Origin of the sequence: Vibrio sp. 14N.309.X.WAT.E.F5, assembly GCF_030397615.1 — a bacterium.
Classification (GTDB): Bacteria; Pseudomonadota; Gammaproteobacteria; order Enterobacterales; family Vibrionaceae; genus Vibrio; species Vibrio lentus.
Genome location: NZ_JAPNXR010000001.1, coordinates 301,268 through 316,457, shown reverse-complemented (window position 1 = coordinate 316,457; position 15,190 = coordinate 301,268). Strand labels below are relative to the sequence as shown.

At 43.9% G+C, this 15,190-nt stretch carries 14 protein-coding genes; 8 read left to right on the top strand and 6 right to left on the bottom strand.

All coding sequences use genetic code 11. The annotated features are described in order from the left end of the window. Nucleotides 1-19: 19 nt before the first annotated feature. Nucleotides 20-1,054 (bottom strand): AraC family transcriptional regulator, encoded by a 1,035-nt coding sequence (locus OW495_RS01425; RefSeq protein WP_102513860.1) that lies wholly within the window; start codon nucleotides 1,052-1,054, stop codon nucleotides 20-22. A 165-nt stretch (nucleotides 1,055-1,219) separates the two neighbouring features. Here OW495_RS01425 and OW495_RS01420 point away from each other — a divergent pair, with 165 nt between their 5' ends. Both OW495_RS01420 and OW495_RS01415 read left to right on the top strand, forming a co-directional pair. Beyond that, the gene (locus OW495_RS01420) at nucleotides 1,220-2,233 is read left to right on the top strand and encodes a DUF2804 domain-containing protein (protein WP_102513859.1); all 1,014 of its coding nucleotides are present in this window, start codon (nucleotides 1,220-1,222) and stop codon (nucleotides 2,231-2,233) included. A gap of 33 nt (nucleotides 2,234-2,266) precedes the next feature. Next, nucleotides 2,267-3,115 (top strand): sterol desaturase family protein, encoded by an 849-nt coding sequence (locus OW495_RS01415; RefSeq protein WP_102513858.1) that lies wholly within the window; start codon nucleotides 2,267-2,269, stop codon nucleotides 3,113-3,115. Nucleotides 3,116-3,130: 15 nt separating this feature from the next. Here the strand turns inward: OW495_RS01415 and OW495_RS01410 are convergent, their stop codons facing one another. The 4 genes from OW495_RS01410 to OW495_RS01395 are packed head-to-tail and all read right to left on the bottom strand — an operon-like array spanning nucleotide 3,131 to nucleotide 7,242. Next, on the bottom strand, nucleotides 3,131-5,578 hold the full coding sequence (locus OW495_RS01410; protein ID WP_102513857.1) for a carboxypeptidase-like regulatory domain-containing protein: 2,448 nt from the start codon (nucleotides 5,576-5,578) through the stop codon (nucleotides 3,131-3,133). A 30-nt stretch (nucleotides 5,579-5,608) separates the two neighbouring features. Then, complete coding sequence (locus tag OW495_RS01405; RefSeq protein WP_289884559.1) at nucleotides 5,609-6,319, bottom strand: molecular chaperone; 711 nt, start codon at nucleotides 6,317-6,319, stop codon at nucleotides 5,609-5,611. After that, nucleotides 6,316-6,753 carry a DUF4402 domain-containing protein gene (locus OW495_RS01400; RefSeq protein ID WP_198594273.1) on the bottom strand — a complete coding sequence of 146 codons (438 nt, stop codon included), beginning with the start codon at nucleotides 6,751-6,753 and terminating at the stop codon, nucleotides 6,316-6,318. The genes OW495_RS01405 and OW495_RS01400 overlap by 4 nt, the downstream gene beginning before the upstream one ends. A 54-nt stretch (nucleotides 6,754-6,807) precedes the next feature. Then, on the bottom strand, nucleotides 6,808-7,242 hold the full coding sequence (locus tag OW495_RS01395) for a DUF4402 domain-containing protein (protein WP_017104493.1): 435 nt from the start codon (nucleotides 7,240-7,242) through the stop codon (nucleotides 6,808-6,810). A gap of 936 nt (nucleotides 7,243-8,178) precedes the next feature. On the opposite strand from OW495_RS01395, the gene sbcB reads away from it, so the two are divergent. The 5 genes from sbcB to purT all read left to right on the top strand — a co-directional run bounded on the left by sbcB (nucleotide 8,179) and on the right by purT (nucleotide 13,267). After that, complete coding sequence (gene sbcB, locus OW495_RS01390; RefSeq protein ID WP_102513856.1) at nucleotides 8,179-9,603, top strand: exodeoxyribonuclease I; 1,425 nt, start codon at nucleotides 8,179-8,181, stop codon at nucleotides 9,601-9,603. A gap of 24 nt (nucleotides 9,604-9,627) precedes the next feature. Further along, nucleotides 9,628-9,999 (top strand): CidA/LrgA family protein, encoded by a 372-nt coding sequence (locus OW495_RS01385; protein WP_017080643.1) that lies wholly within the window; start codon nucleotides 9,628-9,630, stop codon nucleotides 9,997-9,999. A 2-nt stretch (nucleotides 10,000-10,001) separates the two neighbouring features. Continuing rightward, nucleotides 10,002-10,679 carry an LrgB family protein gene (locus tag OW495_RS01380; protein WP_017104495.1) on the top strand — a complete coding sequence of 226 codons (678 nt, stop codon included), beginning with the start codon at nucleotides 10,002-10,004 and terminating at the stop codon, nucleotides 10,677-10,679. Between the two features lie 357 nt (nucleotides 10,680-11,036). Further along, nucleotides 11,037-11,924: a cytidine deaminase gene (gene cdd, locus OW495_RS01375; protein WP_017104496.1), complete on the top strand. Its 888-nt coding sequence runs from the start codon at nucleotides 11,037-11,039 to the stop codon at nucleotides 11,922-11,924. Nucleotides 11,925-12,091: 167 nt separating this feature from the next. Then, on the top strand, nucleotides 12,092-13,267 hold the full coding sequence (gene purT / locus OW495_RS01370) for a formate-dependent phosphoribosylglycinamide formyltransferase (protein ID WP_102513855.1): 1,176 nt from the start codon (nucleotides 12,092-12,094) through the stop codon (nucleotides 13,265-13,267). A gap of 129 nt (nucleotides 13,268-13,396) precedes the next feature. Here the strand turns inward: purT and OW495_RS01365 are convergent, their stop codons facing one another. Beyond that, on the bottom strand, nucleotides 13,397-14,050 hold the full coding sequence (locus tag OW495_RS01365) for a thiopurine S-methyltransferase (RefSeq protein WP_102513854.1): 654 nt from the start codon (nucleotides 14,048-14,050) through the stop codon (nucleotides 13,397-13,399). Between the two features lie 332 nt (nucleotides 14,051-14,382). Between OW495_RS01365 and OW495_RS01360 the strand changes: the two genes are divergently transcribed. After that, nucleotides 14,383-15,159 (top strand): RelA/SpoT domain-containing protein, encoded by a 777-nt coding sequence (locus OW495_RS01360; protein ID WP_076671666.1) that lies wholly within the window; start codon nucleotides 14,383-14,385, stop codon nucleotides 15,157-15,159. The last annotated feature ends 31 nt before the right edge of the window (nucleotides 15,160-15,190 follow it).

Sequence of the window (15,190 nt, the reverse complement as noted above, 5' to 3'; positions counted from 1 at the left end):
GACAATAGTTATAACCAGATTAAGTGAGACCGTCGCGAAACTGCGCCGGTGTTTTATTTAGCCAGCTTTTGAAGGCTCGTCTGAAATTGGCGGGGTCGCTATACCCTAGCCTTTCGCCAATGTCATCGATGCTCATTGCTGTGCCGAGTAACAACTCTTTGGCTAACTCGACGCGAACCTCGGTAAGTAATGTTTGATAACTCGAACCTTGAGTAGTTAGGTCTCGTCTTAATGTTCGAGAGCTACAGCCGAACTCGTAAGCAAGTTGTTCAATACTGGGGACACTAGCCGCGGTTTGATAGAAGATTGTTTTGATCTGATTTGTCAGTAGATGCTCAGAATCCAATGTCTCAACTATCGACTGACAAGAAGCAAGGTAGCGTTTTAACGTCGTCGCATCGTGAGTCAGCAAAGGTTGCGATAAAACGGAAGCATCAAAGCGCAGCTCACACATCCTTTGCTTGAAATGCACAGGGCAATCGAAACGGCTTTGATATCGCTCTGCGTAATTGGGTGGCGCATAAGGTAACGACAATTGGTTTATTGAAAGTGGCTCTCCGGTCAGTTCTTTAAACAGAGACACAACAGAGCTGAGAAAATACTCACTACAAAAAGGCAGCAAGTCGCCCACCTCTAACGTATTTTCAATTTGAATCGCCGCCAGATCCGAATCTACAAGCAACTTGACGGAAAATATCGGCCCATTTAAACGCAGATATTTGAAGCCTGATTTAATGGCCTCTGCTACATCTTGACTGGTCGACAGCGCATAGCCCAACACACCAAAGTGGCTCAAGCTTGCATACTCTCCGAGCCATAAGCCCAACCCGTCATCAGGAAAGTGTTGATTGGCAATGCTGAACAGTGAGAGTTTGTCAGCGTAGGTCAACTTTCCATTCGGATCTCGTAAGTCCAAACCTGATAAGCCCGCACCAATCAACAGTTGCTCAATACCAACACCTCTTCGTTCTAAGGTGTTCAACAACAGTGCGACATCCAAAGTACCCAATTGATGTCGATGCTCTGTTGGCATGTACTCAGCGAGAATGTCCACCCCACGCTCCCTATGTGACTTTCACTTTGTGTTCACTAATCATAACTAACCGACATGCACAAAACCGTGATGGAAGATTCACCTTTGTCCGGAAATGACCTCCCAATTAAATCGTTCTAACGACACAATAGCACCAATTGTTAACGTTATGTAAACGAGCGAGCCATGATACAGACTCAACCCGCCCCAGATAGCATTATTGAAACAAACGGTCAGCCCATTATTGGGCACTTTGACGGCATTCCTCACGCTCTTAACATTGAACATTTCGACTACCGAAACTCCATGGATGCCAAAGCCAACGCATGGCAAAGGCACTTCCACTATAAACAATTTCAGTTTGTCAGTATCGTTACACTTACTCATATCATTGGTGTCGCCATTGCAGATATTCGTTATCTAGGCTCAGCCTTTGTTTATCTATACGACATCGAAAACAACCAACTTGAAGAGTGTTCATGGCTACGCCCTTTGAGCCTAGATAAACAAGTGACCTCTTCACCGTTTCAAGGCATCACACACATCGCAGGGCAAAGCATTGTGTTTGAAATTCACGATGGCGAATGGCACCTGCGACTCAAAACAAAAGCCATCAATGCGGATGTCAGATTCACTCCGCCAGCTAACAGCCTTCCGATGGCAATGTGCAGCCCAACGGGATACTCAGGTTGGACGTTCACCCAAAAACACAATGCCTTAGCTGTATCTGGGCATATCGAAGCCAAAGGAAATATCATCGACCTAAACCAAGCACTTGCAGGGTATGATTTTTCCGCTGGATACATGAGGCGTGAAACCAGTTGGCGCTGGGCAAGCATCAATACACTTGCCGACCAGAAAAGTATTGGCTTAAACCTCGCGGCAGGCGTGAACGAAACCGGTACTTGCGAGAACGTATTGTGGGTTGATGGCTCTAGACACCTACTTAACCCCGTGCACTTTATGTTTAACCGAGATGATATCGACCGCCCTTGGACAATCACGTCGCAAGATGGGCGCATCAACCTGACGTTTACCCCTATTAACCAACGCAGTGAAAAGCTCAATTTATGGGTACTTAAAAGTAACTTCCGACAGTTCATCGGCCACTTTTCAGGTTCAATTCAAGACAACGATGGGATCATCCATCAGCTAGAGAATGTTCTTGGTCTTACTGAAGATCATTTCGCACGCTGGTAGCGCGCCTAGTCACGAAGAAAAAAGGAACAGGAAATGGATATCGACTCACTGATCAATCACCCAGAATGGCTACTGCTTGTGTTGGCTCCCTTGTTTCTGCTTTGTATGTTGGCCGAGTATTTTATTGGCCAGAAGCAAGGTCGATTACCCGACAATTCGAGTTATAAATTGTCTGAAGTGCTCTGTAACTTTACGTTGGCGGGTATGCACCAGCTCTCCGATTTGTTAACCGGATTACTGATTGTTCAACTGTATCTTTGGTTATTCGGCTGGCACTTAATGGATATCGAAATGGGTGTGCTGAGTTTTATTGTGTTGATGGTTCTACAGGACTTTTTCTATTACTGGTTTCACAGGGCAAGCCACCGCGTTCGCTGGATGTGGGCGGCACACGTGGCACACCATAGTTCAGAAAGCATGAACTTCAGTACGGCTTTCCGTCAGAGTTTAATGTACCCATTTGCAGGCATGTGGTTATTTTGGGTGCCTTTAGTCATCATAGGCTTTGACCCTAAATGGGTGATATTTGTGGTGCTTTTAAATCTCGGTTTACAGTTCTTTGTGCACACCCAATGGATAAGAAACCTAGGCCCATTCGAATACATTTTTAACACGCCCTCTCACCACCGTGTACATCACGGTAGAAACCCGCAATACATAGATAAAAACTACGCTGGTGTTCTTATCATCTGGGACAAGCTATTCGGTACCTTCGAACCTGAAATCGAAACAGTGCGTTACGGCGTCACCAAACCTGTAAACAGTTTTAACCCGATAACAGTGACCTTTCAAGAATGGAGAGGCTTGTTCAAAACGATGCAAAGCCAAGAACTGACGATCAAGCAAAAGCTGAGGTTTATCTTCTCGCCTCCCTCTGATTAAGTAGATTGATGAGTGCTAATACACCTTATGGAAATCGATGAGATTGAATGTAAGAGCGCTTACCCAAAAGTCCCCGTCCAAATCGGCGCCTTGCACATATCTTTTGTCGCCCATCTCTAAGGTGACAATGTACTTACCCGCGATGAGCCCTTCTACCATGTAGAATCCATCGCTTTCAATTTCACTCGAATATTCCGTGCCTTTTTGTATGTGTTTGAAGTGTAAATATGCGTTATCTTCCAGCGTTCCCTCTACTGTGCCGTCAACGCCAAATGACACCACCATTTCGATATGAGCATGGGTCGACCCGACTTGTTTAGTATTCACAAATACAGGGTTCTGAATCGGTGTTAAGTTAAGGTCAAGCGCACCTTCATCGATATAGATAGGCAGATTGACGCGCGCGGGAACACTTGAGAATTCGAAGCGCCCTTTTGAATCGCTCACCGCACGTTGGTCCAGTATTTGTAAGCTCACACCCGCGATAGGCTGCTTGTGGTGATCATAAACAATTCCCGTCAGCTTAGAATGATTGTATTTATTCCACTCAACGAACTCGCCTATGTTCTTATCAAAATAGGTTTTCGCGCCAAATTCAGTGGTCACCTCCACACCATAACGGTCTTCGTTTCCTTCCAATTTGAAGAGCAGATAAGGGTTCACACGCGCTTCTAGAGAAGCCGAAAATGACACCTCTTGCTTTTGATATCTTGCGGATACATTGGTCGTAAGTTCTTGAAAAGCATTAAGTGGGTCCAATATGCACTCTTTGCACGCGTTCCTTAACGAAAACTCGGTTCGTTCATGGTGTCCAGAACCATTCACTGTACCCGATACATTCCAAGAGGTGTCTGAAAAACCACTCTTGGCTAACCCTATTGTGTGTAGATAATCGTCTTTATGGGAGCTCTTGATATAACGATAGTCGCCAGCATAAGAGAGAAATAAGTTGGGAGATACCTTGGTGTTAAACTTGGGCTCGACACTCAATTCCTTCTCGTCATCTCTCACCGTCAAAAATGCGGTTAGGTTGGCTAGAGACAGGTTATATTTGAAGACGTGGTACTCCATCGACTCCCAATCTAATTCATCGGTTTTATTAAGCTCTATCGAAGCGGATTGATCACTTCCCAACAAGATATCAAACTCCATTGGAAAGCGGTCGAAATCAGGTAACCAACCGATGTGGCCTGCAAACCAATGAGTAGGCAAGTATCGTCCTTGAAAGCCAATCAGGTCCTTACCGTCTTGTCTCATAAAGGCGCTGCCTACGGTGAAGTAATCCGCGAGTCCGTACTCCAAAGATACGGCGCCCGCTCGATCTGCTCCTTCGTTCCCGACGACTTGAACGCCCCATTCGTTACTCGGAAGAAAGGCATCTTCTAAACCTGCAACCGTGATCTCCTCTTCTCTCCAAACCCCCTTTGATAGGTAGTAGCGAAACTTGATGGTGTCACCGGGTGAGATGTTGTCTTCTTCAACAACAAAACGGCCAAATTCATCGGAGCGATACGTGGTTTGATAGATGCCATTCACCAACACATCAATACTAATATTAGGCTGGGTGGTACGTTCTAATTGCAGGTTACCAAACTCAGGTTGTCGCTTTCGATTAGTGTAATAAAGGCCGTCTTCCAATGTTTGATTGACGGTAAAAACGCTACCATCCAATAACACATGACCTATTTCTAAAGAGCCTTCACCTTCATGAGCTTCTACCGCAATGTTGTAGTAAACGATGGGGTTATCTTCTCGTGAGTCTATAGACAATCGAGATACCGAGTTCTCGGTTGTTAGGATGGTATCGGAAATGGCGTAAACATCACCGCCAGTTTCACTATCATGATAAACAGAAGTAGCGATTCGAGTCGCCAAACCTACCGTAGCCTGCGGTTCAATCGCCGGGATATTGCCCGCACGCTTTAACGCTTCAGCTTTCTGCCGTGATTCATTTTTCATCTTAGAGATAACCGTCTCTAACTCTGTCAATGAGCTAAATTCAGGAGAGACGGTTAGCCGATAATCATCAATGTCCCAGCGCACTTTAGCTGGAATACAAGCTTGCAAGCTGTACCAATGAATGTAGGTTTCTGAGTCAATCACTTCATATTTAATCGACTGGATATTGTTTTCATCGCGATAGCAGATTGCTTGCTCAGTATCGACAATATACGGAGGGGATTCTCTGCCGACATCTTGCGGCAGATAGATTTCGCAGTACCCGCTTTCATCACATTGACCGTTCATTTCCAACAATGAAAATGCAGCGTTTGAGATGGAGATAAAGGGCTCTTCGTAGTCGTCCATCATGACACGGTAGAAGCTATCTCCAACCCGACCAACGCGCACTTCGATATGAGCAGGATACAGTTCGCTCGCCTCTGGGTTCACTTCTGAATGCGCCGCCAGAGACAGAGACAAAAAGAACAACAACAGGGCATGCCAAACCACACGTCTAAGCATTTTACTTTGCTTGAGTCGTCTGCACTCTCGCTACAAAACGCATTCGAACAACGAGTTTTCGTTTTGAACCAACGAGACCTTCGACCCTTTTGGCAAGGGTTTAGTCAGTTCAGCATTGCGGAGCAACACGACTTTTTCAATATGGTCGTCAACGTTCAGTTTGGCATTGAACTGGAAGTTACCGTCATTACGAATCGTAATGCTTTGTTCATCACAGTGATACTTAACATCTTGTACTGGCACCCCTTTCTGAACATAAACAGGTACATAGCTGTTGATGTGGAAGTTAAGTTCAAAAGCCGACCCATCATTCGATTTAGCCTTTACCGACAAGTCGACTTCCGATAAGTCTTTCGCTTTGGCGATAGGAGAAAACCACAAATACGCACGATATTCGCCGTCAGGCATATCTGCTGGCAATGCTGTCATTCGTAAACGAACCGTACGTCGTTGATTTGGCTTCAACTCACGAATAATTGGGGGCGATACTTTAATCCAGTTCGCGATGTTCTCTGACTGGGTCACACTCGTATCAGTGCGCACCAAGCCACTGGCCTTTACAGGACGGTAAATCGGCTTTATCTCCAAACGAATGGGTTGATCGGAGTTATTTTCGACAACAATCTTTTCCGTTACCGACGTATCAGCATCAAGAACAAAGCGAGTCGGAGCGATCAGGAGTTGAGCATAGGCTTGAGCGGTGAAAAGTAAGCCGAAAACGCATGAGATAAACAACTTCATTTATAATTAACCTCAAAGGGGATAGTACTGGTATAAACACCGGCAGGATGATTAGCGCCAATTTTCACTTTTGCACCAATACACAATAATTTGGTTCTGCCGTTGCCTTTTATTTTGGCTCGGCCTCGTTTTGATAACCCACAACCAAAATAGAACTTCCGAATACGAAGCCGCTTGGATTTACGAGAATGGTTGAGGTATTGCTTTGAAGGAAGAGAAACCACAATTTTTTTCCCTGGTTCACCTTCAACATAAAAACGCACGACATAAACCTGGCTATTCGCTGGGTTAGCATCGGCATTTTGTCCAGATCCAGAGATATACATACCTGGAAATTTTACTTCCATATTTTCTGGAATAATTTCTAATGCATATAATGAAAAAGAAAAAACCATGATGGCAGTAAAAAGGGAATGTTTTAAAAATAGTTTCATAGTAAAAGCGACTGATAAATAGCAGTCGCTATTATTAGACTTGTTTTATATCAATTACTGGTAAGTAACATCTACTGCAACGTTTGCAGTATAAGTACCAGCAACTAATGTTGCACTTGAAGTACGTGCTGTGCCACCAATATTAAGATCCGCACTACCACCAGTAAGAGTAATAGCGTTATTAAAGTCGAATTCTGCTGCAATCGTATTTACACCGTTAACTAAGTTAGTATCAGAAATACTTACTGTTACTGCATCACCAGACTCTCCAGAAAGAGTAAATGCCGCAGCTCCTGCATCACCTTGAGCGATAACAACATCTGTTGTGTTATCTGAAGTGATGATACCAAAGTCAAGATCACTTGTTTTTGTCATCGTAATTGCTTGTTTTACTTCTAGTGTTGCATCAAAAGTGTCACTCACAGCGAAAACATTCGCTGAAGAGATAGAAAGTGCAGAGACAGCAACAACCTTAAAAATTTTGTTCATTTCTTTAATCCTTTATATAAAATCGGCTTTATTATTAGGGTTACCTAATAGTTAATCAGAGTTAACAATTAAGTAACAGCAATCCTATTTAGAAAATATATACATTGACACTAATTTATAAAGAAATGAGGCGCAGTGAGAATAAGATCACGCAAATTGACACAAATAACACTAGCAAAAATAGTGGTATTTAAACAATTCCACCAAATAGATATAAAACTGGTTTTACATTTAATTCCTTTGTTTTTGTACGCCATTATTTTTCATGAAAGATAATTCCATTAAAATAACAAAAATATAAAGGAGAACAATAAACACTTATTTAATTAAGGTTAATTATTATATAGATCATCGTGTTGCAATATAGTCTCAAAAGTGAAACAGATCAGCATTGACCTCAAGCTGTAATAAAAGTGAAACATTACTACTATTTTTATTATCCAATTAAAACAACGCGTCTATAAAGTATTAAAAATGAGACAAGTAGAACTCACCAATTAAGTTAATTTCTTAACTCATAAATACCAGAAATTAATTAAGGCTAAAAAGATTGTATAGTAGATGAACGCCTTTCTGGGCGGAGCGCTCGACGGGTAGTTGCAGCAATTGAAACATCAGTACAGAGATAATCAGGGTGCCTCTAACCACTTCCGCTAAAGCAAACCGTAAACAAGATTGTTCGCGGTACCTTTAAACCCAATTCATAAAGACCAACAGATAAGGCGATCGAAAGAGGCAAACAGACAGAATCGTTACTAGAAAATAGCCACAATTGGACTCAAAAGGACACCTATCGACTCGATTGAATAGTAAAGCACCGTTTTACGGCAATTTATTTGTGATCTGGGTTGCACGCGTACCGCATACTATCAGATACTGAACAAAACTAACCTTCAGCCACAGTAAACGGCTCCCGCTTGCTGTTCAGGAAATTCAATGAGTTCAGATAATCAGTCGACCTACTTCTTTTTCGATTACGAAACATGGGGCGTTAGCCCAGCGAAAGATCGCCCGAGTCAGTTCGCCGGTGTTCGTACCGACCAAGATTTCAATATTATCGGAGAGCCTTTGGTTATCTACTGCCAACCTCCTGCTGATTATCTGCCTGGACCTGAAGCCGCATTAATAACCCGTATTACACCTCAAAAAGCCATGTCTCAAGGCCTACCTGAGCCTGAGTTTATCGCTAAGATTCATGCCGAGCTTGCTAAGCCAAATACGACGAGCCTTGGCTATAACAGCATCCGATTCGATGACGAAGTAACGCGATACACCTGTTACCGTAACTTTATCGACCCATATGCGTGGAGCTGGCAGAACGGCAATTCACGTTGGGATTTACTGGATGTGATGCGTGCAGTTCATGCACTGCGTCCTGAAGGTATTAACTGGCCAACGAACGATGAAGGTTTTCCAAGTTTCAAACTGGAACATCTATCGGTGGCAAACGGTATTGAACACGAAAACGCGCACGATGCGATGGCTGATGTGATTGCGACAATCGAATTAGCGAAGAAGCTAAAAGCTGCGCAACCTAAGATGTTTGATTACCTATACAACATGCGCCACAAGCGTAAGCTGAATGAGTTAGTCGACATCGTAAACATGACGCCTTTAATGCACGTATCTGGCATGTTCGGTCGTGATTGTAATTACACAAGCTGGGTGGTGCCTATGGCGTGGCATCCGACCAACCAAAACGCGGTTATTGTGGTCGACCTAGCGAAAGACCCAAGCCCTTTGCTGGAAATGGATTCGGATGAACTAAGAGAAAGGCTTTATACCAAGCGCAGTGAGCTTGCTGAAGACGAACTGCCAGTACCAATCAAACTGGTACAACTCAACAAGTGCCCTATTCTCGCACCAGCAAAAACGCTCACAGCTGAAAACGCAGAAACGATCGGTATAGACCGTCAACAGTGTTTGAAGAATCTAGCCCTATTACGTGAACATCCAGAGATCCGTGAAAAGCTGGTCGGTTTATATTCACAAGAGCGTGAATACGAGAAAAGCAATGACGTAGACACACACCTTTACGACGGCTTCTTTTCACCAGCCGACAAGACCGCGATGAACATCATTCGTGAAACTGACCCAAATAACTTGGCAGCATTAGACATCACTTTTGGTGACGAACGCATTAAGCCTTTGTTGTTCCGTTACCGCGCTCGCCATTTCCCATGGACGCTAGACGAAGCTGAACAACTGAAATGGGCTAACCACTGTCGTGAGTATTATGAGAGTCGTTTAGAGGATTATATGTTGAACCTCGAAAACCTCGCGCATGAACACGAAAGCGACGAGAAGAAAATGGCTATCTTAAAAGCGGTTTATCAGTACGTAGAAAAGTTAGCTAGTTAATTCATTATCAAGAGATGTGACACTTTGAAAGAAAGATTGATCAAACTCGTTTACTGCTTAATCTCCTTCACCTTAATCATAGGTGCTCTCACTGCAGGCAACGCGTTACAACAATATCTAGAGACCTCTATCCCAGGCAGTATCTTTGGCATGTTGATCCTATTTACTGCCATGGTGATAGGTATCGTCCCTTCACATTGGGTACAACCCGGAGCCAGTCTGATTATTCGTTTGATGATCTTATTGTTCGTCCCAATCAGTGTTGGATTAATGGATCACTTCGACATGCTTATCGCCAATGCACTACCAATTATGGCAAGTGCAGTTGGCGGAACGCTGATCGTATTGGTGTCTCTATCATGGTTCTTAGACCGCTTGCTTTCGAGAGGTAAATAATCATGTGGATTCTACTCACTATTGTAGTGTTCCTGTTTGCTCGCTGGGTAAGCCAGAAAGTGAACTCACCGCTGTGCAACCCTTTACTGATCAGCATTGGCATCATTATTCCTATTCTGTTGTTCTTCAAGGTTCCTTTCGAGACCTACTACGCAGACAACACTTGGATTACTTACATGCTTCAGCCTGCGGTTGTGGCGCTTGCTTATCCGCTATATGAACAGTTACCTCAAATTCGAGCGAACTGGCGCATCATCACCTTTGCTTGCACGCTGGGCAGTGTGATGTCGATGACAACAACAGCATTGATTGCGGTCGCCTTTAAAGCAGATCTGAGCCTAATTGCCAGCCTACTGGGTAAATCGGTCACTACACCTATAGCAATGGAAGTCTCAAGTCATTTAGGTGGTGAAGCGGCTATTGCTGCGATTCTGGTTTTGATTGTTGGTCTGTTTGGGGCAATTTTTGCTTACCCAATCTATAACCTGATTGGTATTAAGAGCCCAATCGCCAGAGGGTTAACCATGGGCACGGTATCTCACGCATTAGGCACTGCGACATGTGCTGAAAAGAACCAAGAAGATGCGGCATTCAGTTCTCTAGCGCTTGTTCTCTGTGGCGTCATTACCTCGATTATCGCACCGAGTATATTTTCGCTTGTAGTTTGGTTCTATTCTTAACCACTTTGATTACGGTTTATACGCGCTCTAATAGATAAGTGGGTAAATCGCTAGACTCACTGGTTCGCGACTTTTAAGCGTTACAGATATCAATAAGCCCAAGCATAACCTGATTATTTCAGTGATGGCTTGGGCTTTTTTCTCTCATTTATTCATCAATACGAGACAAACCAAACTCAATTTCAAGCAATAAGTGCGATATCAATGGTAGTTTTTGTCGTTGCAATCGATTTCATCTGTGACCTCACTCTAATTATGCAAACCAATGTAACAACAACAATACAATAGTGATAGTTGTCACAGAAAAATCCTGAGCATTGCATAGAATTAAAGCCTAAGGTCAATTAAGGATTCAACATGAACAGTCGTATTACCCTGGCGCTGGAAAGTGCTCCAACATCAATGAAAGCGCTTTTGAGTGACATCGTATTAGCAGACAACTTTGACGCCACTATCTCTAAAGAGCAGTTTCAATGCTTGTTGGACGCAAGCGGCCTTTCTGACAAAGAAGCTCGCCTAGCTTTACTGCCAATTGCAGCAGCATACTCTTATGCGCCGCTTTCTGAATTCTATGTTGGTGCCATCGTGCGTGGCCTATCTGGTCGCTTGTACTTCGGTGCAAACTTGGAAATTGCTGGTGCACAACTTGGTCAAACGGTTCATGCTGAACAATCAGCCATCAGCCATGCATGGATGAAGGGTGAAGAAGGCCTTTCTGATATCACGATCAACTTCAGCCCTTGTGGTCACTGTCGCCAGTTCATGAACGAACTGACGACGGCAAAAGAACTTAAAGTTCAACTACCACAACGTGATGAAATGTCATTGCAAGAATACCTACCTGACTCTTTCGGCCCTGCTGATTTGGGTATTACTACTGGCCTAATGACTAAGCTGGATCACCAGTACACGTCAGAAGAAACTAGCCCTGTTGTGGTAAGCGCACTAGCAGCATTAAACCGTAGCCATGCGCCATATACTAAAAATCTAAGCGGCGTTTCACTACAGCTAACAACTGGCGAAATCTTTACGGGTGCATACGCAGAAAACGCAGCATTCAACCCTAGCCTACCGCCACTACAAGTCGCACTTGTTCAACTGAAATTGGCTGGCTTCGATTTCGAACAGATTGAAAACGCAGCCTTGGTTGAAATCGCGGATGGCAGCATTAGCCATTTAGCGGATACTCAATCGACGTTGGAAGCGATTAACCCCGACATTCCAGTGACTTACTTAGCAATTTAAGTACATGTAGTTAACAATATTTTAAATAAGCAGCCCTATTTTACAGGGCTGCTTTTTTTATGCTTCTAATTCACGCCACAAGCCACGCAAACGTTTGCTTTTATTCTTCAAATAAGTATGATCACCCCGTTTTCAATCAATCGTTCAAAAGATCGGAAGGAATTTCTATGTTTGGTACCGCTACTCGTGAAAATGCTACTCGTGTACTTCTATTAGGTTCAGGTGAACTGGGTAAAGAAGTTGCTATTGAGTGCCAACGTTTAGGTTTAGAAGTTATTGCATGTGACCGCTATGCAGACGCACCAGCGATGCAAGTCGCACATCGTAGCCATGTACTAGACATGTTAGATGGTGATGCACTTCAAGCTATCATCGAACGAGAAAAACCTGATTACGTGGTTCCTGAAATCGAAGCTATTGCCACCAGCAAGTTAGTTGAGCTAGAAGCACAAGGTTTGAATGTCGTTCCAACTGCGAATGCAACCAAGCTAACCATGAACCGCGAAGGTATCCGTCGTCTAGCGGCAGAAGAGTTGAAACTGAGCACGTCCCCTTACCGCTTCGCAGACACCTTCGAAGATTTCTCATCCGCTGTTGAATTCGTAGGTATGCCTTGTGTTGTGAAACCAGTAATGAGTTCATCAGGTAAAGGTCAAAGTGTTATCAAAACACAAGAAGACATCCAAAAATCTTGGGACTACGCACAAGAAGGTGGTCGTACTGGCGCGGGCCGTGTGATCGTTGAAGGTTTCATCGACTTTGATTACGAAATCACGCTACTAACCGTTCGCGCAGTCGACGGTGTTCATTTCTGTGCACCAATCGGCCACCGCCAAGAAGACGGTGACTACCGTGAATCATGGCAGCCACAAGTCATGTCAGACAACGCTCTGAAAGCAGCGCAATACACGGCAGAGCAAGTGGTTAACGCGTTAGGTGGTCACGGTATCTTCGGTGTTGAGTTGTTCGTTAAAGGCGATCACGTAATCTTCAATGAAGTCTCCCCTCGCCCACACGATACAGGCTTGGTTACTTTGATGTCTCAAGATTCGTCGGAATTCGTACTACACGTTCGCGCCTTTACGGGTATGCCAATCAAATCAATTACTCAGTATGGCCCATGCGCATCAGCGGTTATCTTAGGTCAAGGCACATCGACGAACATCCGTTTTGAAGGTCTTGAAGAAGCGCTAGATGCACCACAAACGCAAGTTCGTCTGTTTGGTAAGCCTGATATTGATGGTCGCCGTCGTCTTGGTGTGGCGCTTACTCGCCGTAATAGCACAGAGACAGCAATCGAAGATGCGATTGAAAGCGCTGCAAAAGTAAAAGTGATTTACTAACCAGCTATTCAATTCTGAACAATCAAGAGTCAAATCTGAACAATAAAAAAGACGGGCCATTGAGCCCGTCTTTTTGTTGGTGTTATCTTTTTTATTGAAGCCGTCTTTTCGCTTGAAAGCTCACTGCGCTTAAGCTTCTGACTCAATCAAATACACTTCTTCACTGAATCGTGACAAGCCTTTCTTCGCAATCTTAGGGTGTTCATCGTCTGCGATATCTTGATTCAACAAAGTGATCTTATAACCAGTAAACAACTGATCGATCTCTAGCTTAGGTACGCTAAACGGAGGCCCTGCCATCTCGCTTTGGTCGTAATCCAGAGTTACCAGAAGGATCTTACCACCCGGTTTCAGCAGTTGTTTCAAACGCTCTACATACTGCACTCGCATCTCTTCAGGCAATGCGACTAAAGACGCGCGATCATAAATGGTGTCGACTGGTTGAATGGGCGCAGTGAAGTAGTCACCGGTGTAAACACTCAACTCATCGAATTGATAAAGCTCATGTTGACCACTGATTTGAGTCACTGTCGGCGTGTATAAGTGCTCAGAGAAAAATGCGCGAACCGCAATCTGACTTAACTCGACACCTTGAACCTCTTCATGCTTGGTCGCTAACCAAATCAAATCTTCACTCTTGCCACACAGAGGCACGAAGACACTCTTGTCGTAACTGGGGTTGGTCTTTTGCCAAAACTCGATAAGAAGTGGATTTACATCTTCAAGGTGGAAACCAATTTGATTGGCTGCCCATTTATTGTGCCAAAATTCAGGATTATTCATCTTTCGTTCATGTTAAACAGTCATAATGCAAGGGTACAGTATAGAGAAGTAAGAGCAACCTTCGCTTGATTCAAACTTGAAAACGACGCGAGTTAACAAAGAAGATTGCCGAGGTTCAAAGTTCTCAAAATTTGGGAACAAACGCTTAAATGATTTGTCTATATCTTCACATTTTAAAGCAATATTAAACGTTAGAGTTGGTTTCGGTCTTAACTAACCCCATCTAATATATAGCGAGATTGGTTAGTGTAGTTAAGCTGTTTTTACTCTTATGCGTTACTGGTTACCCCTTTTGATTACCCGTTTTTGTAACCTTGTATTTTGGAGTTTGAATGAGTGTATTTCTCCGTACGACGGCCCTAATGCTTCTAGTATTGAGCCGAGCGCCTGCATTCGCAGCAGCACCTGTTTCAACGAGTTCAACTGATCAATCGCGCACTCCTGCGCAAAACCAAGTTTCATCAAACGTATTCCGCCACAGCCTTAGCGGCTTATACGGCATCAAAGCATTCGACTCACGTCCGACTCAGCCTTATACCGACTTCGATATTCTGTACAGCAAAGCTCATCAAGCTCAGGCTGAACTAGAAACCATCTGTAAAAGTACCGCCCTACTGACTAACTCAGACGCACTCTTTGCTGGCGTTAAATCTCAAGCACGAGCAGAAGAAAAAATCGACCTTGAGTTAAATGGCGATGTATCAAGAATTACCGACTTAGCCCGTGCAACCATCATCGCTAACGATGTTGAAAGCTTGGTCGAAGTTTACGAAGCACTAAGCCGCGAAGCGGATGTGGTAAAAGTAAAAAACAAATTCAAATCACCGGCTGATTCTGGCTACCGTGATTTGAACCTTTTGGTTCGTTTACCTAAAACCAATGTTATTGCCGAAGTTCAGCTTCACTTGAGAGCTATCGCTGATGTGAAAAGTGGTCCTGAACACGAGCTTTACGAAATCATCCAAGGCATTGAGCGTCACGCGATTGCAGAAAAACGTCCGATTAACGACATCGAAGCGGCACAAATCAACAGCCTTAGACGCCAATCTCTAGAGCTTTACCAACAAGCATGGCAGCCATACATTACAACGCACATTAAAGCGGCATAACGCAAACCGCATAATACCGATAGACATCAAA